Source organism: Sphingorhabdus sp. (assembly GCF_046596595.1).
Lineage (GTDB): Bacteria > Pseudomonadota > Alphaproteobacteria > Sphingomonadales > Sphingomonadaceae > Sphingorhabdus_B.
On record NZ_JBKJMB010000104.1, the window covers coordinates 1 to 26869 of the forward strand.

At 54.8% G+C, this 26869-nt stretch carries 23 protein-coding genes and 1 pseudogene; 13 read left to right on the forward strand and 11 right to left on the reverse strand.

The window, feature by feature from the left end; all coding sequences use genetic code 11:
- Positions 1-481, forward strand: a pseudogene (locus tag ACLL9E_RS10455) (succinate dehydrogenase/fumarate reductase flavoprotein subunit); the annotation flags it as partial.
- Here ACLL9E_RS10455 and ACLL9E_RS10460 read toward each other — a convergent pair.
- Positions 456-1463: an LLM class flavin-dependent oxidoreductase gene (locus ACLL9E_RS10460; RefSeq protein ID WP_411291680.1), complete on the reverse strand. Its 1008-nt coding sequence runs from the start codon at positions 1461-1463 to the stop codon at positions 456-458. The pseudogene ACLL9E_RS10455 and the gene ACLL9E_RS10460 overlap by 26 nt on opposite strands.
- Positions 1464-1876: 413 nt before the next feature.
- On the opposite strand from ACLL9E_RS10460, the gene ACLL9E_RS10465 reads away from it, so the two are divergent.
- Both ACLL9E_RS10465 and creD read left to right on the forward strand, forming a co-directional pair.
- Complete coding sequence (locus ACLL9E_RS10465; RefSeq protein ID WP_411291681.1) at positions 1877-2521, forward strand: LysE family translocator; 645 nt, start codon at positions 1877-1879, stop codon at positions 2519-2521.
- A 114-nt stretch (positions 2522-2635) separates the two neighbouring features.
- Positions 2636-3982 carry a cell envelope integrity protein CreD gene (gene creD, locus ACLL9E_RS10470; protein WP_411291682.1) on the forward strand — a complete coding sequence of 449 codons (1347 nt, stop codon included), beginning with the start codon at positions 2636-2638 and terminating at the stop codon, positions 3980-3982.
- Here creD and ACLL9E_RS10475 read toward each other — a convergent pair.
- On the reverse strand, positions 3979-5127 hold the full coding sequence (locus tag ACLL9E_RS10475) for an alpha-hydroxy acid oxidase (protein WP_411291713.1): 1149 nt from the start codon (positions 5125-5127) through the stop codon (positions 3979-3981). The genes creD and ACLL9E_RS10475 overlap by 4 nt on opposite strands.
- Positions 5128-5134: 7 nt before the next feature.
- Complete coding sequence (locus ACLL9E_RS10480) at positions 5135-6028, reverse strand: neutral zinc metallopeptidase (RefSeq protein ID WP_411291683.1); 894 nt, start codon at positions 6026-6028, stop codon at positions 5135-5137.
- Positions 6029-6117: 89 nt separating this feature from the next.
- On the opposite strand from ACLL9E_RS10480, the gene ACLL9E_RS10485 reads away from it, so the two are divergent.
- Complete coding sequence (locus ACLL9E_RS10485; protein ID WP_411291684.1) at positions 6118-6903, forward strand: 3-hydroxybutyrate dehydrogenase; 786 nt, start codon at positions 6118-6120, stop codon at positions 6901-6903.
- A 21-nt stretch (positions 6904-6924) separates the two neighbouring features.
- On the opposite strand, the gene ACLL9E_RS10490 is transcribed toward ACLL9E_RS10485, so the two are convergent.
- The 3 genes from ACLL9E_RS10490 to ACLL9E_RS10500 form a co-directional block, all read right to left on the reverse strand.
- Positions 6925-7332, reverse strand: a complete 408-nt coding sequence (locus ACLL9E_RS10490; RefSeq protein ID WP_411291685.1) for a hypothetical protein — start codon at positions 7330-7332, stop codon at positions 6925-6927.
- 162 nt (positions 7333-7494) lie between these two features.
- Positions 7495-7653 carry a hypothetical protein gene (locus ACLL9E_RS10495; RefSeq protein ID WP_295444897.1) on the reverse strand — a complete coding sequence of 53 codons (159 nt, stop codon included), beginning with the start codon at positions 7651-7653 and terminating at the stop codon, positions 7495-7497.
- 12 nt (positions 7654-7665) lie between these two features.
- Positions 7666-9267, reverse strand: coding sequence for an isocitrate lyase (locus tag ACLL9E_RS10500; protein WP_411291686.1), 1602 nt, complete (start codon positions 9265-9267; stop codon positions 7666-7668).
- A 152-nt stretch (positions 9268-9419) separates the two neighbouring features.
- Between ACLL9E_RS10500 and ACLL9E_RS10505 the strand changes: the two genes are divergently transcribed.
- Positions 9420-10835, forward strand: coding sequence for a helix-turn-helix domain-containing protein (locus ACLL9E_RS10505; protein ID WP_411291687.1), 1416 nt, complete (start codon positions 9420-9422; stop codon positions 10833-10835).
- A gap of 45 nt (positions 10836-10880) precedes the next feature.
- Here the strand turns inward: ACLL9E_RS10505 and ACLL9E_RS10510 are convergent, their stop codons facing one another.
- The gene (locus ACLL9E_RS10510; RefSeq protein WP_411291688.1) at positions 10881-11915 is read right to left on the reverse strand and encodes a mannose-1-phosphate guanylyltransferase; all 1035 of its coding nucleotides are present in this window, start codon (positions 11913-11915) and stop codon (positions 10881-10883) included.
- 403 nt (positions 11916-12318) lie between these two features.
- Here ACLL9E_RS10510 and prsK point away from each other — a divergent pair, with 403 nt between their 5' ends.
- On the forward strand, positions 12319-14409 hold the full coding sequence (gene prsK / locus ACLL9E_RS10515; protein ID WP_411291689.1) for an XrtA/PEP-CTERM system histidine kinase PrsK: 2091 nt from the start codon (positions 12319-12321) through the stop codon (positions 14407-14409).
- Between the two features lies 1 nt (position 14410).
- The gene (prsR, locus tag ACLL9E_RS10520; RefSeq protein ID WP_411291690.1) at positions 14411-15772 is read left to right on the forward strand and encodes a PEP-CTERM-box response regulator transcription factor; all 1362 of its coding nucleotides are present in this window, start codon (positions 14411-14413) and stop codon (positions 15770-15772) included.
- A 41-nt stretch (positions 15773-15813) separates the two neighbouring features.
- Here prsR and ACLL9E_RS10525 read toward each other — a convergent pair whose 3' ends face one another.
- Both ACLL9E_RS10525 and ACLL9E_RS10530 read right to left on the reverse strand, forming a co-directional pair.
- Complete coding sequence (locus tag ACLL9E_RS10525; protein ID WP_411291691.1) at positions 15814-16155, reverse strand: GntR family transcriptional regulator; 342 nt, start codon at positions 16153-16155, stop codon at positions 15814-15816.
- Between the two features lie 57 nt (positions 16156-16212).
- Positions 16213-16782, reverse strand: coding sequence for a nitroreductase (locus ACLL9E_RS10530; RefSeq protein ID WP_411291692.1), 570 nt, complete (start codon positions 16780-16782; stop codon positions 16213-16215).
- Between the two features lie 132 nt (positions 16783-16914).
- Between ACLL9E_RS10530 and ACLL9E_RS10535 the strand changes: the two genes are divergently transcribed.
- Genes ACLL9E_RS10535 through ACLL9E_RS10550 form a run of 4 tightly spaced genes read left to right on the forward strand, consistent with a single transcriptional unit; the run spans position 16915 to position 21919 of the window.
- The gene (locus ACLL9E_RS10535) at positions 16915-18495 is read left to right on the forward strand and encodes a peptide MFS transporter (RefSeq protein WP_411291693.1); all 1581 of its coding nucleotides are present in this window, start codon (positions 16915-16917) and stop codon (positions 18493-18495) included.
- A 3-nt stretch (positions 18496-18498) separates the two neighbouring features.
- Entirely contained in the window at positions 18499-19902 is a 1404-nt protein-coding gene (locus ACLL9E_RS10540; RefSeq protein WP_411291694.1) for an amidohydrolase, read from the forward strand.
- On the forward strand, positions 19899-21191 hold the full coding sequence (locus ACLL9E_RS10545; protein ID WP_411291695.1) for an amidohydrolase family protein: 1293 nt from the start codon (positions 19899-19901) through the stop codon (positions 21189-21191). The genes ACLL9E_RS10540 and ACLL9E_RS10545 overlap by 4 nt, the downstream gene beginning before the upstream one ends.
- 50 nt (positions 21192-21241) lie before the next feature.
- On the forward strand, positions 21242-21919 hold the full coding sequence (locus tag ACLL9E_RS10550) for an NnrU family protein (protein ID WP_411291696.1): 678 nt from the start codon (positions 21242-21244) through the stop codon (positions 21917-21919).
- On the opposite strand, the gene ACLL9E_RS10555 is transcribed toward ACLL9E_RS10550, so the two are convergent.
- Positions 21916-22911 (reverse strand): aldo/keto reductase, encoded by a 996-nt coding sequence (locus ACLL9E_RS10555; protein ID WP_411291697.1) that lies wholly within the window; start codon positions 22909-22911, stop codon positions 21916-21918. The two genes, ACLL9E_RS10550 and ACLL9E_RS10555, sit on opposite strands and share 4 nt — an antisense overlap.
- Positions 22898-24142: a dicarboxylate/amino acid:cation symporter gene (locus ACLL9E_RS10560; protein ID WP_411291698.1), complete on the reverse strand. Its 1245-nt coding sequence runs from the start codon at positions 24140-24142 to the stop codon at positions 22898-22900. The genes ACLL9E_RS10555 and ACLL9E_RS10560 overlap by 14 nt, the downstream gene beginning before the upstream one ends.
- Positions 24143-24238: 96 nt before the next feature.
- On the opposite strand from ACLL9E_RS10560, the gene glmM reads away from it, so the two are divergent.
- Both glmM and thiD read left to right on the forward strand, forming a co-directional pair.
- Positions 24239-25579 carry a phosphoglucosamine mutase gene (glmM, locus tag ACLL9E_RS10565; protein ID WP_411291699.1) on the forward strand — a complete coding sequence of 447 codons (1341 nt, stop codon included), beginning with the start codon at positions 24239-24241 and terminating at the stop codon, positions 25577-25579.
- A complete protein-coding gene (gene thiD / locus ACLL9E_RS10570) occupies positions 25579-26727 on the forward strand; it encodes a bifunctional hydroxymethylpyrimidine kinase/phosphomethylpyrimidine kinase (RefSeq protein WP_411291700.1) in 1149 nt (382 codons plus the stop codon). The genes glmM and thiD overlap by 1 nt, the downstream gene beginning before the upstream one ends.
- Positions 26728-26869 lie beyond the last annotated feature (142 nt).

A 26869-nucleotide genomic window follows, 5' to 3' on the forward strand; every position in this document is an offset into this window, starting at 1 on the left:
TCTGTCGCTTGCGCGTCTCGACAAGTTCCGCAATGCCAAGGGCGGCACGCCAACGGCTCAAATCCGTCTGCAAATGCAGCGCACGATGCAGAAGCATGCGGCCGTGTTCCGCGATACGGCGTTGCTGGCAGAAGGCGTTACCGAGATGCAGAAGGTCAACAAGCTGATGGCCGATGTGCATGTCACTGACCGGAGCCTGATCTGGAACACCGATCTGATCGAAACGCTTGAGCTTGATAACCTGATGGCGCAGGCCGTCTGCACGATCGAAAGCGCTAACAACCGCAAGGAAAGCCGCGGCGCGCATGCGCATGAAGATTTCCCCGAGCGTGATGACGCCAACTGGATGAAGCATACGGCGTCTTGGTTTGACGGCTGGGGCGGTTCAGGCGGCGGCGTGAAGATCGATTACCGCCCGGTCCATGATTATACCCTGACCGACGAAGCGGAATATATCAAGCCAAAGCCACGCGTTTATTGATATTGGCGAAAACGGAGGCTGTAATATCCAGGCTCCGTTTCCGTTTTGCATGATCGAAAACCGAACAGGCGACGATGATTTCGTCGGCTTGCGTGCGTGCAGCAAAGGCCTTGACTGCAGATGTCACGGTCTCGGCATCGCCAATGGCACTCGCCGACAGGACATCGTCTAAAGCCGCACGAAATTGCGGAGGCAGGGAGGCGACATAGCCTTCCACCGGTGGCGGCAATTGTCGCGGATTGCCGGTGCGCAAGGCAACGAAGCTTTGCATCAATGAACTTGCGAGATATTCTGCCTCTGCATCGGTGTCGGCGGCAATAATATTGAAGGCAGCCATCGCGTGAGGTGCATCCAGCACAGCGCCTGGGCGGAAATGGCTTCGGTAGATATGCAACGCCTCATCCAGCATTTGCGGCGCAAAGTGGCTTGCAAAGGCAAAAGGAAGGCCAAGCGCGGCTGCGACCTGAGCGCCGTAGAGACTGCTGCCCAAAATATATAGCTGCACATTGGCACCCGCGCCGGGTGTTGCGACGATGCCGGTTTGGCCATCATCGGCGAAATAGCTCTGCAGCTCCATCACATCGCGCGGGAAGGCATTGGGGTCGCTGTCAAGCGTCCGCCGGATTGCGGCGGCGACGCGTTGGTCACTGCCCGGCGCGCGGCCAAGCCCCAGATCGATCCGGCCCGGATAGAGCGCATCCAACGTGCCAAACTGTTCGGCGATGACCAAGGGCGAATGATTGGGCAGCATGATCCCGCCTGAACCGACGCGGATTGTATTGGTTGCTGCTGCGATATGGCCGATGACGACGCTCGTGGCCGCACTCGCGATGCCGCGCATACCATGATGCTCCGCGACCCAATAGCGCGTGAACCCCAGGCTTTCCGCATGGGCAGCCAAGTCCGACGCGTTGGCCAAAGCCGATGCAACAGTGCCGCCTTCGACAACGGGAACAAGATCGAGAAATGAATATGTGGTCATGAAAGGTAGATGGTGTCTTGTTGCTTCAAAGCCAAGCGCAATATCAGATTTGGCGCAGTTTGCCGTCTGCTATGGGCGAATATTGGCTGTCGCCGACCAGTTGGCGATTGGCGAAACGTGTGATTACTTTTGAAAAGTCACACTAAGGTCTCACCTAAATCGATTCAGCGACGGGGCAGTCCGTCCGAAAAAATATGTCGGATGAACATCGTGGGGGACATATTCATATCCTGTTCTGCTGTGCGGCACGAATGTCCCGCGACATGAAAAAAGCCGTTTCAACACTTAGAAAGAACGCCGCTGGTTTCTGGCCAACCTGATGCTTTTCTCAAACGAAATCCTACATTGCAACTGGAGATTAGAGGTAAGCAACTGTTTTAGAACAAATCTAAGCCACGCCTAAATAATCGACTATGCCGATGCAGCGTGCGATATCTGGTCTCGTGCTGACTGACCTATACACTTCGTTTCTTCTAACCGCGTTAGTCATCGAGTTGACGCCTGGTCCCAACATGGCGTGGCTTGCTTTGACGAGTGCGAGCCAAGGCAGGCGGTCCGGTTTTGCCGCGGTGGCCGGGATTGCACTTGGCCTAGCGATACTTGCAGCGGCTTCCGCCATAGGACTTGCGGAACTGGCGACCCGGTGGCCTGCAGCCTTCAACCTGCTACGCTACGCTGGCGTTGCCTATCTTCTCTGGCTGGCTTGGAAAGCATGGACAGGGGAAAACGAAGTGTCGCCCGACGCCGTACCCGACAATAAGTTGGGTGCATGGTTCCGGCACGGGCTTTTGCTCAACTTACTTAACCCAAAGGCCGCTTTGTTCTTCATCGCCGTTCTGCCAGCCTATATTGACCAAGGTTCGCATGTTGCGCCCCAAGTGACCCTTCTGTCGGCAAGCTATGTCGGCATTGCCACGTTGGTGCATCTAATCATTGTTGCGCTGGCAGCCCAGGCGCATGCCTGGATATCTGTAGGGAATAGAAGTCATCTGGTACGGCGCATGTTCGCAATATTGTTAGCGGGAATCGGTGTCTGGTTCCTAATTAGCACAGGCTGACCGGATTAGTCGTTTATCGGTCGATTTCACGAATTCCTCACATCCATCTCATGCCTGTCATAAGTAAAGTTGCCACAACAATGCCTCCAAATAGCAAAACTGGAGATATTGATCATGGCGAAGGAACGAAGCCCCGGCTGGAAACTATTTCTAGCAGGGATAATAGGCATTGCGCTCATTATCCCTTTAATGATGATCTACGCGTTGGTCTGGGACCGGCAAGAACAGTCGAACATTGCGCAAAATTCGATCGCTGCTGGGTGGGGTGGGCCGCAGACTATTATCGGCCCTGTGCTGGTAATACCGTACACGTTGAACAGCATCGAAACATTCGATGAGAATGGTAGCCGAAAGACCCGCAATGTTCAGATTAAAAAAGAGCTGTTTCTTTCATCTGAAAGCAACGCGCTCAAAACCCGTTTAAAACCCGAACTTAAGAAAAAATCGATATACGAAAGCGTCCTGTTTGTCGCGGCGAACGAAGGTAAAGCCCGCTTTGTTCTTCCAGCCGATTTCGCACGTTATGGCATTGCGCGGGAGTCACTATTGCTTTCCGCTGCAGAATTACGTTTCGGCATTTCGGATGCGCGGGGCCTTCAAAATGATAGTACGGTAATCGCCAATGGTGTTGCACTTGATTTGCAGCCGGGCAAGGGCCTGTCTGCATCCAACAATTCAGGCTTCTTCACGTTTGTCGACTGGAATGGAACGGTCCCGCTAGAGGTAGACTATAAATTTGCCATCCGCGGAAATAAATCACTCACTATAATGCCACGCGGAGGTGAGACGACTTGGAGCGTCAAATCAACGTGGCCAAGCCCGAGTTTTTCAGGTGATTTTTTACCTACAAATCGGCAAGTCAAACCTTCGGGTTTTACATCAAGCCATGCAGTTACCAATCTTGCGCTCGGTCAGGCGTTAGTTTTAACTCAGGACATTGGGCCGCAGGACCCAGACGTCGTTGGAGACAAAAGTCAGACCGCGACTATCGGTTTGATTGAGCCCGTCGACCTTTACAGCCAAGTCGACCGTTCCGTGAAATATGGTTTTCTGTTTATCGGATTTACCTTCCTTGCCTTTTTGATGTTTGACATAATCGCGGGGGCGAAGGTTGCGGCAGCGGAGTATCTGCTGACAGGGGCAGGGCTGGTGCTTTTCTTTGTGCTGCTGTTGGCCTTTGCCGAAGTTGCAGGATTCATGTCGGCATATCTGATTGCTTCATCGGCGATCACGGGACTGCTGACTGCTTATTCAGCGGCAGTATTGAAAAGCTGGCTTCGCGCAAGAATGATCGCAGGGTTATTGGCAGGTTTGTACGCGACGCTCTATATCTTGCTAAATCTTGAGGCCTACTCACTCATCATTGGTTCACTACTGTTGTTTGTCGCATTGGCAGTGGTAATGTGGGCAACCCGGGCGATCGATTGGAGCGGCAAGCAACAACAGCCCGAAAATATTTAGCGCCAACGCAGCATCGACCGGTCAAGTTGCGACGGTGATCTTACGCCCATCAAGCGCATGTCGCGGGCAATTTCATCGCGCAATTTGCCGATAATACGCTCCACGCCTGGCTGTCCGGCAGCGGCCAGTGCGTAGAGGTACAGCCGCCCGCCCGAACAGGCGGTCGCGCCGGCGGCGATGGCCTTGAGGACATGGCTTCCGCGCTGAACGCCGCCGTCGCAAATGATGTCAATCTTGCCCCCAACGGCGTCCGCTATTTCGGATATTTGGTCAAAGGGGGAGCGCGAACCGTCCAACTGCCGTCCGCCATGGTTGGACACCATGATCGCGGTCGCGCCAATGTCGACTGCGCGCTTGGCATCGTCGACTGACATGATGCCCTTCAAACAAAATTGACCGCCCCAATCCGACCTGACCTTTTCGGCCATTTTCCAGTCCATCGAGGTATCAAGCATCGTATTGAAATATTCAGCGACGGACACCGCGACGTTGGTGCCAGCATCGACATGCGTTTGCAGATTCGGCAACGCGAATTTTTCGCGGAACAGATAATTGAGCGCCCACATCGGGTGGATGGCATAGCTTAATACTGAGGCGGGCGTGAAACGCGGTGGTGAGGTAAAACCGCTGCGCAGGCATCGTTCGCGGTTCCCCGAAACGATGGTATCAACAGTAAGCGCAATCGCGTCGAACTTTGCCGCCTTGCAGCGTTCGATCATGGATGCATTCAGCCCCTTGTCCTTGTGGATGTAGAGCTGGAACAGCTTTGGCGTTTTGATTGTCTCGCCCACCTCCTCGATGCTGACGGTGGCAAGCGAGGAAATGCCAAACCAGGTATTGAACTGCTGCGCAACTGCCGCGACCGCGCGTTCGCCTTGCCAATGGAACAGGCGTTGTAAGGCGGTAGGCGACAGCATCAGCGGCGTATCGATGCGCTGCCCCATCACCGTCACGCCCATGTCGATTTCTGACACTCCCGCCAGCACATTGGGCACAAGGTCGCAGTCATCGAAAGCCGAGCTGTTGCGCAATTTCGTGCGCTCGTCATCGGCAGCGCCGTCGATGTAATTAAAAATGGGCGACGGCAGCCGCGACTTAGCCAGACGGCGAAAATCGGCTACATTATGGCAATCATTCAAACGCATCCAAGGCTTATGACAGACCTTCCAGATAATTGCATGCATTTGGATTCTTCGCCTGCAAGCCGCGCTTCAATGCCTCCATCCGCTGTGCAGAAGTTCCGTGCGTGAACATGCTTTCAACCGGCGCGCGGCCCGCTTGCTGCATTAACGTGTCGTCACCGATGGCGTTTGCGGCGCGCATACCTTCTTCGATATCGCCCGATTCAATCCGGTCAGAATTTATGCCGGCCCAAACGCCCGCAAAACAATCTGCCTGTAGTTCCATGCCCACCTGAAGCTTGTTGCCATCAGCCTGGCTGGAGCGCGCCTGAAGCGTGCGTACCTGATCGGCGATACCAGCCAGGTTTTGTATGTGGTGGCCGACCTCATGCGCCACGACATAGGCATAAGCAAAGTCGCCGCCTGCGCCCATTTGTTGCTCCATTTGCTTGAAAAAGCTGGTGTCGAGATAAATGCCTTGATCCGAAGGACAGTAGAACGGTCCCATCGCGGATTGCGCCGCGCCGCATCCCGACTGGCCGCCACCTGTGTAAAAAGTCAGTTTGGCGGGTTGGTAATTTTGAACCAACTTCGACCAGGTGTCTTCGGTTGATTTCAACACGCGGCAGGCGAACAATTCGTCTTGGGTGTCGCAGGCGACATTCGCGCCACTTTGCTGGCCGCTTAAGCTCGGTGTGGCACCTGTCCCGCCGGAACTCAACATCCCGCTCGACATCACGAAATAGCCGACCACGCCGAGGATAAGCAACGTACCGAGGCCCATTTTGCGGCCCAACAGCATGGGCAACAAACCAAATAGCATCCCAAAGATGCCGCCTCCGCCGCCGCCTCCGCCAAATCCCATGCCGCCGCCTGAGCCTTGGTCGCTTACGTTGCTGCTTGGGTCCAGGTCGTCGAGCCGCATGTCATTCTCCCTTATTGTTCTGTGCCAACATTGCGTTTAGCGGTGCAAAGCACAAGTCACGTTCAATCATAACGCAAAGGCAGTCTCCCATGTTCCTCAAAGGCAAAACAGCACTTATTACAGGCTCGACCTCAGGGATCGGGCTTGGCTATGCCCGTGCGCTGGCGGCAGAGGGCGCGCATGTGATGATAAATGGCTTTGGCGATGCTGATATTATAAAAGGCTATGTTGCCGAACTTGAGGACCTTAGTGGCGCAAAAGCACGGCACCACGGCGCCGATATGACAAAGCCCGACGCGATCCGTGCAATGGTTGCCGAATGCGCAGAAAAAATCGGATCACCGGATATATTGATCAACAATGCCGGTATTCAGCATGTTGCGCCCGTCGATGAATTTCCTGAAGACAAATGGGACGCGATTATATCAATCATATTGTCCTCGTCGTTTCACACGACAAAGGCGGCTTTGCCCGCGATGAAAGCCAAGGGATGGGGTCGGATCATCAACACGGGATCGATGCACAGCCTTGTCGCGTCGCCATATAAGGTTGCATATAACTCCGCCAAGCACGGCTTGGCCGGGTTCACCAAGACAGTCGCGCTTGAGGTGGCAACGCAGGGCATCACGGTCAACAATATCTGTCCCGGCTATGTCTGGACGCCGTTGGTGGAAAATCAAATTCCTGACACCATGAAAGCCCGCGGGCTAACACGCGAACAGGTCATCAACGATGTTCTGCTGGCCAATCAGCCGCAGAAGAAATTTGTACAGGTCGACCAGCTGGCTGCGCTTGCGGTATTCTTGTGCCGCGACGAAGCCAGCGGCATGACGGGCACCAACCTGTCGGTTGACGGCGGGTGGACGGCGCAATAACTTTATTGCCTCAATAGATGATTACTGGACTTGGGTGTTTGGGGCAGCTGCCTCTTCGCTGGGTTCGACCTTTGGCGCGGTACCTGGCATATTATACGCAGGGGGTGTGTAGCCATTTTGGCTGTTCTGTGCCGGGTCGCCATCAGGCGAGCGTGTCTGGGGCGAAGCGCCAAATGGCAGGCCAAAATCGGGCTGCATAGGTTGGCCATCAATGGTGGGGGCGCCAATCTGGAAATCGGTTGGCTCTTCTGAATTGAAAGGGACTGGCAATGGGGAGGCCGGCGGCGGCGTAGCGTTCGCGGGCGGCGGTGCTACTTCCGAAATGGCCGTAGTTGACGCTTCGGATATTGGGTCTTTCTTCGGGATCGCCAAAGCAATAAGCGTGGTAACTGACAGCACCCCGATTACCATTTTTTGAATTTTATTCATGCATCTCAATCCGTTGTTTGTTCAGACTGATAATGTTGGGGCGTTAATTTTGCATTAGCGATACTGAGAGTGATATTGACAAAGTCGCCAAAGAAAAAGCCGCCGACATTGCTGCCGGCGGCTAGGCGCTTTTCCTCCCCAGGAAAACACATTTAAAAAGCTCTATTTGCCTCCGGCACTGCCAAGTCGATGATAAAGTCGAGCAAATTTCACTGACTCAGGTTTATCCTGAATGACCTCAAGATAATGGACAAGTGCTTGCCGAAGAAGCGTTAGGTCTTCGGTCGACAAGACAGCCCGCGCGCGTGGTGGTTCACCCATAGAATGTGGTCCTTACGCTGCTTGGCTGAACTGGTTCATTGTGTTGTCTTTGCCGCCAGCCTTCAGTGCGGCTTCACCGGCAAAATATTCCTTGTGATCGTCACCAATGTCGGATCCTGACATGTTCTGGTGCTTAACGCAGGCGATGCCCTGACGGATTTCCTTGCGCTGAACGCCCGCGACATAACCCAGCATGCCCATTTCGCCGAAATAATCTTTCGCCAGATTGTCGGTGCTGAGTGCTGCCGTATGATATGTAGGCAGCGTAATCAGATGGTGGAAAATGCCTGCGCGTTTTGCCGAGTCACGCTGGAAGTTCTGAATACGCAGGTCCGCTTCAATACCAAGGTCAGTCTCGTCATAAGACGCACTCATCAGGTTTGCGCGCTCGTAGGCTGATACGTCCCTGTTATCTGCAGACCACGCATCAAACACCTGTTGACGGAAGTTCAGCGTCCAGTTGAAGCTGGGAGAATTGTTGTACGCGAGCTTTGCATTCGGGACTACTTCACGGATACGGTCGACCATTCCGGCGATTTGTTCGATATGCGGCTTTTCAGTTTCGATCCAGATGAGGTCAGCCCCGTTCTGCAATGAAGTGATGCAGTCGAGCACGCAACGATCTTCTCCAGTTCCTGCGCGGAATTGGAACAGGTTCGATGGCAAACGCTTTGGTCGAAGCAACTTGCCATTACGGTTCAGGATAACATCGCCATTTTGCGCTGTTGCAGGGTCAATTTCTTCGCAGTCGAGAAAGCCGTTATACAGATCGCCCAAATCACCAGCAGCGGTGGACACAGCAATTTGCTTTGTCAAACCTGCGCCGAGCGAGTCGGTGCGCGCAACGATGATGCCTTCCGGCACACCCAGTTCCAAAAATGCGTAGCGGCAGGCACGGATCTTCTGCAAAAAATCTTCATGGGGAACGGTTACTTTGCCGTCCTGATGTCCGCACTGCTTTTCATCGGATACCTGGTTTTCGATCTGCAAGGCACAGGCGCCTGCTTCAATCATTTTCTTTGCGAGCAAATAAGTCGCTTCGGCGTTGCCAAATCCAGCGTCAATGTCGGCGATGATCGGCACAACATGCGTTTCATGGCTTTCGATCTTGCCCATAAGTTCTGCTTCGCGCGCTGCGTCGCCTTGGCTGCGCGCATCGTCAAGGTCGCGGAACAAGACGTTGAGTTCGCGGCTATCGGCCTGACGCAGGAATGTGTAGAGCTCCTCAATAAGCGCAGGAACGCTCGTCTTTTCGTGCATGGACTGATCGGGAAGCGGGCCAAATTCGCTGCGCAGTGCGGCAATCATCCAGCCAGAAAGATATAAATACCGCTTCTTTGTGGTGCCAAAATGCTTTTTGATGGAGATCATTTTTTGTTGCGCAATGAACCCATGCCAGCAGCCAAGCGACTGCGTGTATTGCGCGGGGTCAGCGTCATATGCTGCCATGTCGTCGCGCATGATTTTGGCCGTATAACGCGCGATGTCGAGGCCAGTCTGAAACCGGTTCTGCAACTGCATGCGCGCAACCGATTCTGCGCTGATCGAATCCCATGTGCCATTATGCGCGGCGATGTGTGCGCTGTTTTCTGTGATGAGCGATTGGTACGACATTTGGTATTCCTTCGGAAACGGTAGGATAATGTCAGCATGTATTGGCCAGAAAGAATACTCAGGCCAGTCAATTTAGTAATTTTTGTTGTGTCACGGTGGTGGATACGCGACAAAATCTTGTCACGTTGTAACTTTTATGACAAGGCGCCGTCATGGCTGAACAGAAATTATTTGCAGGACACGCGGTGCGCCGCATTCGCCGCGCGAGTGGGCTCACGCAGGGGGCAATGGCCGAGGCGCTCGCCATTTCGCCTTCGTATCTGAACCTGATTGAGCGCAATCAACGCCCGTTGACCGCAACGTTGCTGCTGAAATTGGCGCAATCCTACGATTTCGATCCGCGTACTCTGACCGGATCAACCCCGGGCGGCGGGGTGGAGGCTATTCGTCGAAGACTGAGCGACCCGATGTTCGCAGATCTGAATGTGGACCGCGTTCAGGTCGAAGAGTGGATGGCAGCAAGCCCGGATGCAGCCGAGGCATTCGCGCGCGCTTTCGATCGCCTGTCGGGAGGGTCGCATGGTGGCGCAAGCACAGCATTGGGTGGATCACATAGCGAGCCCGAATCGATTGCGTCGGCGCGCCGTGAGATCGAACGATGGCGCAACCATTTTGCGGATCTGGATTCACAGGCCGAGAGCCTTGCCGACGAACTGCGGCTGGCCAATGCGGACCTTTATGGAGCGATTACGGAACGGCTCCGGGTGAAGCACCAGTTGTCGATACGCATTCTGCCATTCGACGTCATGCCCAACACTTTAAGGCGGCTTGATCTGCACGCCCGCCAGCTTCAACTTTCTGAACTCCTGGACCCAGCGAGCCGCACTTTTGCAGCCGCGCTTCAACTTGGCATTTTGGAGGCAAAGGCAGAGATTGATGCACTTGTCGCGGGGGCGTCCTTCAACGAACGGGCGGCTGAGCGTCTTTATCGCCGACATTTGAGCAGCTATTTTGCGGCGGCCGTGATGATGCCTTATGCGCGATTCTTGCGCGCATGTGATGCAACAGGCTATGATATCATGCTTCTTCAGCGTCGCTTTGGCGCTGGGTTTGAACAAATAGCCCATCGCTTGACGACATTACAGCGCGTGGGGCAACGCGGCCTTCCCTTCTTCATGCTGCGCATTGACAGGGCAGGGCAGAGCAGCAAACGTTTTGCCGGGGCAAGTGCGTCGCCATTGGTGGAGACCGACCGCCGCTGTCCATTATGGCAGGTGCACAACGCATTTGCCCGACCAGGCACGCTGATGCCGCATCTGATAGAGTTGGAGGATGACAGCCGATGGTTCACGCTTTCCCGGACCGTTCATCCGCAAACTGCGGTAAGTGGCGGCGTTGAGGCAGAGTTTGCCATTTGTTTGGGTATCGATGCCAAACTGGCCGCGCCGCTTGCCGCGGCGCGCGGCCTTGACCTCAACAACGGCGTTGCGACCGCCATTGGACTTGGGTGCCCCGCCTGCACCCGCCCCGAATGCCCGCAACGAAGCGCTCCGCCAGCTGGGCGGGTGTTGGTATTTAACGAACGCGAAAGGGGCATGTCGCCGTTTACGTTCGACCGAAGTAGTTAGCCCGCCGCGTGACCCGGGTTGATTGCAACAGAGCTATCCCCAGCGTCAGTCTGCCGCGAAATCACGCACCTTCTGGCTTGTCCCGCGCGGCATAATCATCACCTCTTTACCATTGGCGATGATCAGCAGGTCATCAACGCCATGCACGGAAACGCGGACGCCGTCGGCGTGGATGAGGTTGCCGTGGCTGCAATTTATACGAACCGTGCCCGACGCGACATTTCCATCAGCGTCTTTCTGCCCGATTTCGTGCAAGGCATCCCAACTGCCGACGTCTGACCAACCCATGCTGACAGGTGCGACCGCAACCTTGGGAGACTTTTCCATAATGGCGTAATCGATGCTGTCCGATGGACAGGCTGCAAAGCTCTCAAAATCGGGATATATCTGGTTATCCTGCCTTTGTGCGTTGATCATGGCACTGCGCACGGCAATATGCATCGCAGGTGCATAAGCTGCCATGGCGTTCAAATAGCTATCAGCACGAAACAGGAAAATCCCGCCATTCCAGACATGGTCGCCCGTTGCGATCATTGCGGAAGCAGTTGCGGCATCAGGCTTTTCTACGAATTGGCGTACTTCATGAACAGCTTGCCCAATTTCGTTGCCCATCTGGATATAGCCATATCCAGTCTCCGGACCCGATGGGTTTATGCCGTAAGTGGCAAGCCAGCCATCGTCGACTTGAGGCAACAGCGCCTGCGTCGTGGTGTGGAAGGCGTCGACATCAGCAATGACATGGTCGCTTGGCATGACGAGCATGACCGCGCCTGGCGTATCAACGGCAAGCGCCGCAAGAGCGATTGCCGGCGCAGTATTGCGGGCACATGGTTCCAACAAAATGACTGCGTCATCAACCCCAATGGCTGCCAATTGCGCGGACACAATATCGGCATGCGCGGTATTGGCAACGATCACTGGTGCTGCAAACCGGTGCCGGTCCATCACCCGCAAAACCGTAAGCTGAAACATGGTATGCGTATCGGTAAGCGCCAGAAATTGCTTCGGAGTCTGGGCGGTAGACAACGGCCACAAGCGCGTTCCGCCGCCGCCAGATAAAATAACAGGTATAATGGTCAAAGCGATTCCCGGGAGGATGGAACTATTGAGAGGTTGATATTGCTGATGTGCGTCCGATGGTCAAACACCAAAAAAATTCGTTTTTATTCATTTGTTTAATGTTTGATTGTAAAGTTAACCGACACTTTACGGTTAGCTGTTATCGATACAATATGAAAGCCGATCAATGATCAGAACAGATAACTGTCATGCAATAGGGCAGATGCCTTCCGCTGCCGGACGTGTCGTGTTGGTCGCGGGCATTGACGGGAGCAGTGAGATAAACGCCATTTTTGGAATGCCCGTTGGCAATTTTTATAAGACCGCTGTTCGGCAATTTCTCTACTCAAAAAAATGCACATTACGTCCGCTTGCGAAGCGGTTTTTCTTTAACGTTGCTGCAATGCGCAGAGGCAGTCGATAGATGCTAGACCCTCTTTTATCTGTTGCACTTTGGGGCCACTTCATCGCCGGGTGTGCCTATACCGCACTCGCGGTCTGGCTTGTGCACAAATATTCAGGAAACAGCCGGCCTCAGATTCTGCTCATCGGTGCTATGTCGTTCACGGCAATTTGGGCCTTCAGCGCGACATTTGTTTCGCCATTTAGCTTTGTCGCACAACTGGCTGAGACCGCCCGCAATCTGGCGTGGCTTGGATTCATGTTTACGGTTCTGCGGAATAACAATGGGAAACAACAGCGTAGCATTAACTGGATCTATGCAGCGCTGACATTTGTGCTGCTATTGCAACCCATATTGGATTTCGTGGTTCATTCGGTCGCGGCGCAAACACCTGGGGCGATTTATGCGCTGCAAACATCGGTATTGTTGCGGATGATTTTCGGGGCAGGGGCCCTCGTGCTTGTGCATAATCTATATTCGGTATCTGCACCCGAAACCCGGTGGGGCATCAGTCTTCCGATGGCTGCACTTGCCGCGATGTGGACATTTGATCTCAACCTGTACACTATCAGTTATCTTACGTCTGAACTGTCGCCTGAGCTCATATCGACCCGCGGTATCTCTATGGCGTTGCTTGCTCCCGTTTTTGTGATTGCAAATAATCGAAACAGCCAGTGGCGCATCCAATTTTCGCGTACCGTAGCATTCCAGTCTGCGTCGATTTTCGTCATTGGCGCTTATCTGATCGCGATGGTGTTGCTGGCGACCGCGATGGAAATGATTGGCGGAACCTATGTCCGCCTGGCTCAGGTGACGTTGATTTTCGGAATGTCAGTGGCCGCGCTGCTCATTTTGCCGTCGGGACCGTTCAAGGCATGGCTGAACGTCGTTTTGGTGAAAAACTTCTTTCAGCACCGTTACGACTATCGATCGGAATGGATGCGTTTTGCGGACACGATAGGATTTCCCTCCCCTGATGCAGCGCCTTTTTACGAACGCGTCATTAAATCTTTGGCCGATATATTCGAAAGCCCCGGCGGATTGATTTTTGTCCCCGACGATGAGGGGAGGCTGACACTGCAAGCGCGATGGAACTGGTCAACTGCGCAGGTGCCATCGCGCTGTGTCACTTCGCAAACGATGCCGTTTTTTGAATCGACAGGACATATTGTGGCGTTGGATGATGTCCGCGCGGGACAAGATGACCGCTGCGACCCAAGGGCTGTGCCGCAATGGTTGTTTGAAGAACATCAGGCATGGGCCCTGGTCCCATTGGTCCATTTTGGCAAGCTGGCTGGACTCGCTGTGCTGTCGCGTCCGCGTCTGCCGCGAAAACTGGACTGGGAAGACCTCGACATGTTACGCACGGTTGGCCGTCAAGTTGCGAGCTATTTGGCGGAAGCATCGAGCCAACGGGCGCTTGCCGAAAACCGTCAATTTGAACAGTTTAATCGCCGCTTTGCCTTTGTCATGCATGACATCAAAAACCTTGTGAGCCAGCTAAGCATATTGGAACGCAACGCGGGAAAGCACGCCGATAATCCCGAATTCCAGGCAGATATGGTCGAAACCCTGCGGTCGTCGGTCGGAAAAATGAATGAATTACTCGCGCGTCTGTCTCAGCACAATAAGGCGAAGCTCAACGTACCTACGCCTGTTGATGTAAGCGAGGTCGTCATGAACGCCCTTCGCGGCAGCCGTCTGGTATATCCAATTGAAACTCGGCTGGCATCTAACCTGTTCGCAATCGCCGATGCGACGCGGGTGGATACAATTATTGGCCATCTCGTGCAGAATGCAATTGAAGCGTCAACAGATGGTGCACCGATCAAAATAACCAGCAGAGCGCAGGAAAATCAGGTCGCAATCACCATAACCGATCTTGGCATGGGCATGACCGACAGCTTTATTGCCGATCAGCTTTTTAAGCCCTTCGTGTCCACAAAGCCTGATGGTTTCGGCATTGGGGCCTATGAAGCCCGCGCCTTGGCTCTGTCGATGGGCGGAAGCTTAAGGGTGAGCAGCCGGCCTGGCAAAGGCACCGCGTTTACACTGATGCTGCCGGCGGCCACCGAGCGTTTCAGCGCATCAAATCATCAGGAGGCAGCATAAGATGGCTGACGTCAGACAAAAACTGCTTATCGTGGAAGACGACCTTGGCCTGCAAAAGCAATTAAAATGGTCGTATGAGGATTTTGAGGTCTTTTGTGCCTCGAATCGTGATGAAGCTATGACCTTGCTGCGGTCCGAAACCCCCGATGTTGTGACACTTGACCTTGGGTTGCCACCTGACCCCGACGGCGTAAGCGAAGGGTTTGCGCTGCTCGACGAAATGTTAAAGGTCAAGCCCGATACCAAAGTCATCGTTGCTTCTGGTCACGGCGCCCGCGAAAGTGCGTTGCGCGCGATTTCAGCAGGTGCTTGGGATTTCTACCATAAACCTGTGGAGATTGACGAACTTCACCTCATTGTGAAGCGCGCATTCCATGTCCGTAACCTTGAACTTCAAAACGCGCTGCTTCAACAGCCCGACAGCTCGGGCGAACTGCTGTTAGGAACGATTCTGACAGCTGCGCCCGAGATGGTGAAGGTCGCCCGTACCATACAACGGATTGCTCCAGCTGACGTGTCGGTCATGCTGCTTGGCGCGAGCGGAACGGGCAAGGAGCTGCTTGCGCGAGGGTTACACAATGCCAGCGGGCGTCGTGACAAGCCATTTGTCGCAATCAACTGCGGTGCAATCCCCGAGAACCTGCTTGAATCCGAACTGTTCGGGCATGAAAAAGGCGCATTCACTGGTGCCATTAAAACCACCGAAGGCAAAATCGAACTGGCTGATGGCGGAACGCTTTTCCTTGATGAGGTCGGGGATATTCCGCTGGCGCTTCAGGTGAAGCTGCTGCGCTTTCTGCAGGAACGGACGATCGAACGCATTGGAGGCAGAAAAGCCATTCGTGTGGATGTCCGCGTCGTGTGCGCGACCCACCGGAACCTGAACAAGATGATCATTGATCAGACCTTTCGTGATGATCTTTATTACCGGCTGGCAGAGGTCAATGTGAACATCCCCAATCTGGCCGCCCGAACGGGTGACGCCATTTTGCTCGCCAAGCATTTTGTCAGCCGCTTTGCCCGCGAAATGAATCCGTCGATCAAAGGTATGTCGACTGGCGCCTTAACCGCCATCGACGCATGGAAATGGCCAGGTAACGTGCGGGAGCTGGAAAATCGCATCAAACGCGCGGTCATCATGGCGGAGGGGAAATTCGTCACCGCCGATGATCTGGATTTCGGCGATGACGATGAAGGTGATTTGTTGCTTAACCTGAAATCGGCGCGAGAGGCATCTGACCGGAAAGCAATTAAACGCGCGATTTCGCGAACCGAGGGAAACATCTCCAGCGCAGCCAAATTGCTTGGGATTAGCAGGCCGACATTATATGATCTGCTAAAGCAATATGACCTTCAGGTGTAGCGTATGACCTTTGGTTCTTAGCGGGCAGCACCTATTCTGGCTCAGCTTACGGCAAGCAACTCCGCAGGATCGATTCCGGCCCGCTGCATCTGCGCCTTCACATCTGGCCATATGTTCTGCACGAAATTTTCGCGTTCGAAATTACGCAGCTTTGCAATTGCACCACTTGCGACGAACAGGCCTACACCGCGCTTTACGTCGACCAGGCCGCTATCCTGGAAAAGCTGATATGCCTTGGCTACGGTGAGCGGATTAGCGCCTTGATCAGCGGCAAATGCCCTGACCGAGGGGAGCATTTCGCCTTCTTTATAATTTCCGTCGAGAATTGCGGCCGCGATTACGTCGCGTAATTTCAGATATACAGGCTTTGCGTCATTTTTCATTACAAGCTTACTGCCATAATACAGTAGGGCGCGTCAAGCACAGGTAAAGTTCGGTAGTTAAGGCCATTGACGGATGATATCGCCGGGAACGGGTCGTGGACGCTCTTCAAGTGCCAGTGCAGGCGTGCCCATGAAAAACATTCCCGCTATCCTCTCTGCGCCTTTGCACAAAGCTGCGTGAATGACAGGGTCGCAGCTTGCCCAGCCTGTGATCCAGCTAGCGACAAAACCTTGGGCGTGCGCAGCGTGCAGGAGGTTCATCGCAACCGCGCCCACACTCATTTGTTGCTCCCATAACGGAATTTTTGTGCTTGGTTGGGGTGCAAACAGCAGGATGACAAGCGTTGGAGCCATATGCGCCGATGCAATGGCTGCATCAATCTGCGCTGGCCGGGCATCGGGATTGGCGGTGCAGAAGGCAGTTTTCATGAGTTCAGCAAACGCGGCGCGGTCGTTGATCTGGACAAACCGCCATGGGAAAAGCTTGCCATGGTCGGGCGTGCGCATTGCGGTCTGCAGGATTTGATCAAGCATCTGCGCGTCAGGGCCGGGGGCAACCATATCGCGTGGCTTGCCTGAGCGGCGGGTTTTCAAATATGTGGCGACGGATGAAAGATCGTTGAACATTCCACTCCCTTCGACGAAATTTGTCCGTTCAAGCAATAAAATTCTTCACAGGCGCAATTTTTTCGGTAGGTTCCGGCGCAATCGTCCCTTTCAATGGGACATCAAACATAACAAACATGAGGGGTTCGCTCGATGGCGACATCATATGCGCAAGATGGAGATGCAGCAGGGACATTCCTTGGCCATCCCAAAGGTCTTTTTGTATTATTCTTTGCCGAGATGTGGGAGCGGTTTTCCTATTACGGGATGCGCGCACTGCTCATTTTCTATCTGACCAAGCATTGGCTGTTTTCGGACGAAAAATCGGGCGTCATTTACGGCGCTTATACGGCATTGGTCTACATTACGCCGGTGTTGGGTGGCTATTTGGCGGACCGATACCTTGGGCAGCGAAAGGCGGTCACTTATGGTGCCGTTTTGCTGACCTTCGGGCACTTTCTTATGGGCTTTGAGGGAGCAGGCGGCCAGGATGCTGCTTCGCTGAACATTTTCTGGCTTGCTCTGGCATTCATCATTGTCGGGTCGGGCTTTTTGAAGGCGAATATCTCGGTAATCGTCGGACAACTTTATCCGCGCACCGATGTCCGCCGTGACGGTGCGTATACAATCTTCTACATGGGCATTAACTTAGGCGCAGCCTTGGGTGCGCTTTTGTGCGGATATTTGGGCGAAACCTATGGCTGGTCCTATGGCTTTGGCGCTGCAGGCGTCGGAATGCTGCTCGGCCTTATTGTGTTTATTGTGTTCAAGCCCTTGTTGCTGGGTCGCGGAGAGCCGCTGAACCCTGAGGCACTGAACAAGCCGGTGCTTGGCATTAAGCTTGAATGGCTCATTTATCTGGTCGGCCTGGTCGCTGTCGTCATTTGTTGGTGGCTGGTCCAAAATCAGGCGGTTGTTGGCGGCTTGCTTGGCGTCGCGGGCGCGATTTTGGTTGCTTATGTCCTGTGGACGGCGGTGCGCAAGCTGGAGCCACATGACCGGGACCGCATTTTCGCAGCGATGTTCCTGATTATCGGATCGATCCTGTTCTGGGCATTGTTTGAGCAAGCGGGTTCGTCTCTTAACCTGTTTACGGACCGCCATGTGGACCGCTCGGGCGTTCCAGCCTCGGTTTTCCAGTCGTTGAATGCGATATATATCGTGTTGCTTGCGCCGCTGTTCGCTTGGCTTTGGACGTCGCTTGGCCGCAAGGGATTGGAACCTTCGGCTCCTGCCAAATTCGGCCTTGGCATTGTTCAGCTTGGCATCGGCTTTTTGGTGTTGGTCGCAGGGTCGGCAGCGGCTGGCGCTGACAGCATGGTGCCAGTGTTGTTCATCTTCCTGATCTATCTGTTCCACACAACGGGCGAATTGTGCCTGTCTCCAGTCGGCTTAAGCGCGATGAACCGTCTTGCACCAGCCCATCTGGCTTCATTGATTATGGGAACGTGGTTCTTTGCATCGGCTACGGGCAATTTTGCTGCCGGTTTGATTGCAGCAGCGACGGGTTCGGAAGCAGCGTCCGGCGAAGGCGCTGGCCGTGAGGTCGTGATGGCGGTCTACAGCCAAATTGGCTGGATTGCGATTGGTGTCGGTATTGCCGTTGTCGTCATCTCGCCGCTGATCAAGAAACTGATGCACCTCGACACGTTGCGTGACGATGGGCCTTTGGAAGGCTACGCAGAAGCAGGCGAACCTGCTGCTGCTGGCGTTCACCCGACAAACCGGAGTTAATCTATGCCAATATCGAATGCATTGCGCAGCGCATATCTTGTGCTGCCTTTGGCCCTTATGGCCTGCTCAAACGCGGAAGGTCCAAAGACCGCGTCGTCCGACCCTGCGACTAAGTCATCGGAAAAGGTGCCAGCACCCTTTCCTTCAACGTACAAAGCCTATCCCGGCGTTGCCACGGCCATTCGTAACGTCACCATTTATGATGGCGAGGGCGGTAAGATCGACAATGGCGTAGTGTTCATGACGGGGGGCAAGATCAGCAGCGTTGGCGGGGCCGACGCAGCTATACCGGCCGATGCCATGGTCATCGATGGAACCGGTAAATTTGTGACCCCCGGTATTATCGACATCCACTCCCATCTGGGTGATTATCCAACGCCGTCGGTTGAAGCGCATAGCGATGGCAACGAGGCCACATCACCGACAACACCAGAGGTGTGGGCCGAACACAGCGTATGGCCGCAGGACCCCGGATTTAGCCGCGCGCTCGCCAATGGCGGGATCACTGCGCTTCAGGTGTTGCCAGGCTCGGCAAACCTGATGGGTGGCCGGTCGGTTGTTCTCAAAAATGTTTACGCCCGCACAGTGCAGGGGATGAAATTTCCTGACGCGCCATATGGTTTGAAAATGGCGTGCGGTGAAAACCCGAAGCGTGTCTATGGCGCCAAGGGCCGGATGCCGTCGACCCGAATGGGGAACATCGCGGTAAATCGTCAGACGTGGATTAAGGCGCAGGAATATAGGAAAAAGCGCGACAGCGGCAAAGATTTCACGCGCGACATTGGCATGGAAACGCTGGCTGGCGTTTTGGATGGTGACATTTCGATTCAGAACCACTGCTATCGTGCCGATGAAATGGCGATCGTTCTCGATATGGCCAAGGAATTTGGCTATAAGGTCTCTACGTTCCACCACGCCGTTGAAAGCTATAAAATCGCTGATTTGTTGCGCGATAACAAGGTCTGTTCGGCCGTGTGGGCGGATTGGTGGGGCTTCAAGATGGAGGCCTATGACGCTATCCCCGAAAATGCAGCCATATTGCACAATAGCGGCGCTTGCGTCATTATTCACTCGGACGACGAAAACCAGATCCAGCGTTTGAACCAGGAAGCGGCAAAGGCGCAAGCCGACGGCCGCCGCATGGGTTTCAATATTAGCGATGCCGAAGTCATCAAATGGCTTACCTACAACCCCGCCATGGCGCTTGGCATATCTGATAAGACAGGCAGCCTTAAGCCCGGAAAAATGGCTGATCTCGTTTTGTGGAATGGCAACCCGCTGAGTGTGTATTCGCGGCCTGGCAAGGTGTGGATCGACGGCGCGTTGATGTTTGATGCAAGCAACCCGAAAATACGCCCAGTGAGCGATTTTGAACTTGGCCAACCTGGCGAAGGAGATGTGAAATGAGGCATTTCCTTTATGCCGCCGCTGCATTGGCAGCATTTGCAGCGCCTGTTGCCGCAGAAACAATCGCGATCACTGGTGGGCGTGTGGTCATCGGTGACGGCAGTGGGCCGATTAATGGCGGCACGGTCGTCATCCGTGACGGCAAAGTCGTTGCCGCAGGATCAGGCGTTGCCGTGCCTGCGGGGGCGCGCCAGATTGACGCAACTGGAAAATGGGTAACGCCGGGTGTCTTTGCTGGTTTCACAAGACTCGGGCTGGCGGAAGTGGAGGCCGTCAATGGCACCAATGACAAAAGCGGCGGTAGAAGCGGATTTTCCGCAGCAATCGACGTTGCGCCTGCTATTGATCCGTTCCGTTCTCCGTTTGCTGTCAACCGTTCGGCGGGCGTCACCCGCGCAGTGGTGGCACCTGAAGCAGCGGGTAATATTTTTGCGGGCCAAGGTGCAATCGCCGATCTTGGTGCAGATACCGATCCTGTGACCAAGGCGCGTGCTTTTCAATTTGCCGAATTTGGCGAAGAAGGTGCTGCGTCTGCGGGGGGAAGCCGTGCGGGCACCCATCTTCACTTCCGCGCCATGTTGCGTGAGGCGCAGGATTATGCCGCAGGACGCGGGGCGTTTGATGATGAGCTGTTAAAGGCGGAAGATGCAAAGGCCTTGTTATCGGTGCTTCGCGGTGAAACGCGACTGTTGATTCATGTCGAAGGCGCAAATGACATGCTTCGGCTGATTGAGTTGAAGCGCGAATTCCCGACCGTCAAAATGGTTTTTGTTGGCGCAAGTGAGGGCTGGCGTGTTGCACCTCAACTCGTGCAGGCTGGCATTCCAGTCATTGCTTCGGCGCTGAACGATTTGCCCGCAACATTTGAAATGCTTGGTGCCACGCAAAGCAATATTGGCCGAATGAAAGACGCCGGCGTCGAGGTTGCGATTGGCATGATCAATGACAATGACTCGCATCAAGTACGCTACACAACACAATATGCTGGCAACTTAGTCAGCCTGCAATTTGTACCCGGTGCAACCGGTTTGACATGGGACGAAGCCTTCGCTGCGATTAGCTCGGTTCCGGCTGACATCATGGGGGTAGGCGACCGGTTCGGCAGCCTGAAGGCAGGCCGAGCCGCCGACGTCGTTATATGGGACGGTGATCCGCTTGAACTATCGAGCGCCGCCACCACAGTCATCATTGACGGTATCGAACAACCGCTCGGAAACCGTCAAGACCGACTGCGTGACCGTTATGCGCGGCCAACTGAAGGCGATCTGCCAAAGGCATATGACCGTTGAGGTAAGGAATTCGTATTGAACGGGTGCATCCGGGGGCGGGAGTAGACGTAATGGACAATTATCTATCACTGGTTGCCGCGAGCATATTGTTCGTCGGCAGCCACTTCCTCATGTCACATACCTTGCGCGCGCCTCTGGTCCGGCGCTTTGGCGCAAATGGGTTCATGCTGGTCTATTCCGGGGTATCGCTTGCGTCTTTTGTCTGGATGATTTTTGAATTTGGACGTGCGCCAAAGGCAGCCGGTGTGTGGCCGGTTGGCGACATTATTTGGGTATGTGCCAGCGTATTGACACTGTTTGCCGCAGTGCTGCTTTCGGGCTCTTTTATACGCAACCCTTCACTTCCCGGTGTTCCTGATGCGCTTGCAGCGCAGGCACCATCGGGCGTGTTCAAAGTGACCCGACATCCCATGATGTGGGGATTTGCCTTGTGGGGAATCGCCCATATTCTGGTCGCACCGCGCGTTGACAATTTCATCTTTGCGGGCAGTTTGGTGTTCCTCGCGTTGGTAGGTTCCAAGGCGCAGGAGATCAAGAAACGCAACATTATGGGCGGCCAATGGGACGCCTGGCTGCGGCGGACGCATTTTATGGTGCGGCCCGGCGCCTTGCCTAAAGTCGGCGTCGGACCGTGGATTGCTGGCACGTTAATTTGGGCTGCGGCGACTTGGGCGCATCCTTATTGGGGTGTGGCTGGTGCTGGCGTATTCCGTTGGGTGGGCGTTTAAAGCCGAACCATCTTCATACCGCGCTCGCCATAACGGGGCCCTGCCGTTCCACCACGTGGCGCGGCTGAATCAAGCTTCGCCAGATCGTCTGCGTCGAGCATGATATCAACCGCCTTCGCGCTATCCTCCATGGTAACCCGCCGCTTGAAACCCGGAATAGGGACGATGTCGTTGCCTTGCGCCAAGAGCCATGCAAGCGCGATCTGTGCGTGTGATGCATCGTGCTTTGCAGCGATTTCACCAACGACATCGACAATGGCGAGGTTGGCAGCAAAATTGTCGCCTTGAAAGCGCGGATCTTGCCGCCTCCAGTCATTTTCGGGCAATGCATCGAGGCTCCGGAAAGCACCCGTCAGGAACCCCCGTCCAAGCGGAGAATAAGGGACAAATCCAATGCCCAGCGCGCGGCAGGTCGGCAATATTTCATCCTCGATGTCGCGTTCCCATAACGAATATTCGCTCTGCAACGCAGAAATTGGCGCGACTGCGGTAGCACGCCGCAGCGTTTCTAGCCCAGCTTCGGACAAGCCGATATGTTTGATTTTGCCTTCGGTCACGAGGTCCGCCATTGCGCCCACGGTTTCTTCAATCGGGATGCCGGGGTCAACGCGGTGCTGGTAATAGAGATCGAGGCAGTCGATGCCGAGGCGCTTTAGTGTGCCTTCTACGGCAGATTTGGCATTTGCAGCTGAACCATCGACACCCACGATGTTTGCGCCGTCAAATTTGAAGCCAAATTTGCTGGCGATGATAAGTCCGTCACGCTTCCCTTTAATCGCTTCTGCGACAAGTTCTTCGTTCTGGAATGGGCCATAGATTTGTGCGGTGTCGAAAAAATTGATGCCCAGATCTATGGCCGCATGAATGGTTTTGATGGCCTCATCTGGATCGGCATCTTCGCCATAAGTGATATTGCCGCCCTTGATCATCGGCATACAGCCGACGCCGAGTGCAGATACTTTCAACCCATGGCCTAGTTCACGATATTGCATTGGCTTTCTCCTTTTCGGGGGCTTCGATAACAGTCGCTAGTGCGACGTCCATCTGCACATTGCCGGTGGTACGGAAGATATCGGGTAGTGTTTCGACCGCAATCAACAGGGCGAGCGGCTCAATCGGGATGCCAAGCGCCAGGCAAATGGGTGCAATAGAGGTAACAAAGCTTACCGAGCCGGGAAGGCTGACCGCGCCCATCGATGTGAGCGCAGCGATAAATATCGCGACGCCATAATCGAAGGCGTCAAGTTTCACGCCAAACCAATTCGCGACATATAAGGCAACGGCAAGGTTCATCGCCGGGCCAGTCGCACGAAGCAATGCCACGGCCATGGGCAACACCAAGCCAGCGGTGGTTTCGCGGACGCCCAACTCTTCTGATTTCTTGAGCATGAGCGGAAGGCTGGCGAGCGATGATTGGGTGGATACGGCGAATGCCTGAACAGGCGCAATACGGCGCGCGAAATCACCAAATCCCACTTTGCCTGCTAATACCGCAATTGGATAAGCGAACGCGCCGACAATGATCCCTACAATAGAAACGGTGACGATATAATGCGCAACTGCGCCCAATGCGGCGAAGCCTGATCGGGCACCCACCACAAAGGCCAACGCAAAAACCCCGATGGGTGCAAGTTTTAATACCCATTCGATTACTATTATCATCGCTTCGGCAAGCGCACTGAAAAACCCTGCCATCTGTGCGCGCGGTTCATGCGTGAGGCGCGTGATGGCGAAAGCAAAAGTCAGTGTGAAAATCATCAATGGCAGGATTGAGTCGTTCGCGGCGGCCGAGACCGGGTTGGTCGGCACCAAGGCAACAAGGAAATCACGCATGGGCGGCTGTTCGGCAACCGCTGGCACTGTTGTAAGAGCAGATCGGAGAGCAGCGGCGCTTTCTGCTGGCATTGGCCAAAGTGATAGCAGGGCTGGTGTTAATACGGCGCCCATGATGGCAGAAAGCAACATGATGCACACGATCCACAGCACAGTGCGGGCAGCCATTGGGCCAGCGCGCGCAGCCTCGGCGCTTTTTACGATACCGGTGATGAGAAGTGCGACTACAAGCGGTACGACCGTCATCCGCAAACCGTTAAGCCAGAGCGAGCCGACGATATCGAGCCAATATGCGATTTGCGTGCCGATGGCTGGCACCTCCCCCGCAGCGAAAATTCCAAGAGCAAGCCCGATGACGAGCGCGAGAAGGATGCGGGTAGCGTTTGACATATCATCGGGTCTTGCCAGCCCGTCGCTCCCTATGCAAGGGAGAGGCGGGGCGGCGCGGTAAAATCAATAAAAGACCGCAAAAAGGCAGGAACGATAATGGCGCGCAAATATTTCGGAACAGACGGCATAAGGGGGCGCACAAACGCGGGTTCGATGACGCCGGAGATGGCGATGAAAGTTGGCCAAGCGGCAGGAAGACATTTCCTGCGCGGTGGCCATAAGCACCGCGTTGTGATCGGCAAAGACACGCGTTTATCAGGCTATATGATTGAAAATGCGCTTGTCGCAGGCTTTACCAGTGTTGGCATGGACGTTGTCCAGTTTGGACCAATCCCGACGCCCGCGGTTGCACTGCTGACCCGGTCCATGCGCGCGGATCTTGGCGTTATGATTTCGGCCAGCCACAACCCATATGAAGATAATGGAATCAAGCTTTTCGGCCCCGATGGCTATAAGCTGTCGGATAAGGACGAGTTGGCGATCGAAGCACTGCTGGACTTGCCTGTCACCCTGGCGGATGCGGCGGACGTTGGCCGTGCGCGGCGGATTGAGGACAGCCGCGGGCGGTATATCCATGCGGTAAAAGCCTCGGTCCCTGAACATATCCGATTCGACGGCCTCCACGTCGTCCTCGATTGCGCTAATGGTGCCGCGTATCAGGTCGCCCCGACTGCCATTTGGGAACTTGGCGCGAAAGTGACCCCTATTGGCATTGAACCCAATGGCAAGAATATCAACCACAAGGTCGGCTCCACCCATGTGGTCACGCTGCAGGAAACCGTGGTGGCTGCTGGTGCCGATATCGGCATCGCGCTTGATGGTGATGCCGACCGGCTGATCGTGGTCGATGAACATGGACGAATCGTCGACGGCGACCAGATTATGGCGTTACTGGGGTGCGCCATGAACCGCAGCGGGAAACTGACCGGTGGCGGAATTGTCGCTACTGTGATGTCCAATCTTGGTCTTGAGCGCTATCTTGAAAGCCAGGATTTGCGCCTGATTCGTGCAAAGGTGGGCGATCGCTACGTTCTGGAGGAGATGCGCAAACATGGAATCAACGTGGGCGGAGAACAATCCGGCCATATGATCATGCTTGACCACGCAACCACCGGCGATGGCACTATCGCCGCGTTGCAGGTGCTTACCCAACTTGTCGCAAGCGGCAAGCCAGCAAGCGAGCTGCTGCATTTGTTTGATCCAGTTCCACAATTGCTTAAAAATGTCCGCTTTAGTGGAGGCAAACCGCTGGATAATCCTGATGTTCAAGCCGTGATTGCGCAGGCTGAAGCCGAACTGGCCGGTAGGGGCAGGCTTGTCATTAGGCCGTCCGGAACTGAACCCGTCATCCGCGTGATGGCTGAAGGAGACGATGCAACGGAAGTGGAGCGCATTGTTGACCGTATATGCGATGCCGTGCGCGAAGCTGCGTCCTGATGGATAAAGGCGCTTCTGCTCGCATATTGATTATCGCTGGCTCCGATAGTGGCGGCGGTGCAGGGATCCAGGCGGATATCAAAACGGTGACGATGTTAGGTGGCCACGCAATGACGGCGGTCACGGCCATTACCGCACAAAACACGCTTGGCGTCGACGCCGTGCACATGGTCCCGACGCACATCGTGATTGACCAGATCGCTGCGGTAGTAAGCGACATTGGGGTAGATGCAGTTAAAATCGGGATGATCGGCAATGCAGACACCGCGCATGCCGTTGCCGATAGCCTGTCAGAATTGTCATGCCCGATTATCTTCGACCCGGTCATGGTGGCTACCAGTGGCGCTGTGTTGGCTGATGGAGACACCATTTCGGCATTTGAACGGTTGATGCGTCTTGCAACTTTGACCACCCCCAATGTGCCTGAGTTGAAGGCTTTGGGCGGCAAGGATGCTTTGCTGGCGCGGCGCATCCCGTTGCTTTTAAAAGGTGGCCATGCCGACGGCGAAGATATCGTTGACGAACTTCATTTGGCGCTTGGACAAAGCGTAATCTGGAGCGACCAGCGGATCGAAACGCGCAGTACACATGGCACAGGATGCACGCTGGCCACGGCGATCGCGACTGGACTGGGGCAGGGAATGGAGCTTGTTGCTGCCATCGAACGTGCGCGCTTGTTCGTGCGCCTTGCGCTGCTCGACGCACCAGGATTAGGTCAGGGTCACGGCCCGATGGGGCATCAGTCGGTGCGGGAAGACGCAATGGTCGCCGGGCCATCGCTCAATCAGGTAACCGTTGGTTGCCGGGACTACGCGGCGTCTGTGGATTTTTACAAAGCACTCGGCCTAAACCAGATCGTCGACAGCCCAGCCAATGGCTATGCGCGGTTCGAAGTGCCAAATGGGGTAACCTTCTCCATTCACCAAAGCGATGATTGCTCCACTTCAACGGTGGTGTATTTCGAAAGCAAGCGCCTCGATGCTTGGGTCACAGAGCTTTCAAGCCAGGGCTATGTTTTCGAGCACATGCCGCAAGAGCAAAGCTGGGGCTGGCGGGAGGCGCGCTTGCTTGATCCGGCAGGAAACATGGTCTGCCTATACAGTGCAGGCGAAAACCGGCGCTACCCAGCCTGGCGGATTAATTCTTGATGCTGGCCACTTTTTTTGAATGGACAGTTCATCCGGGTCGCGAAGAGGAATTCATCTCGACTTGGAATGATGGAACCAACCTGCTTTTGAAAGAGGGGTCGCTCGGGTCGGCTCTCTTTCGGGCCGAGAATGGTCGATTTAG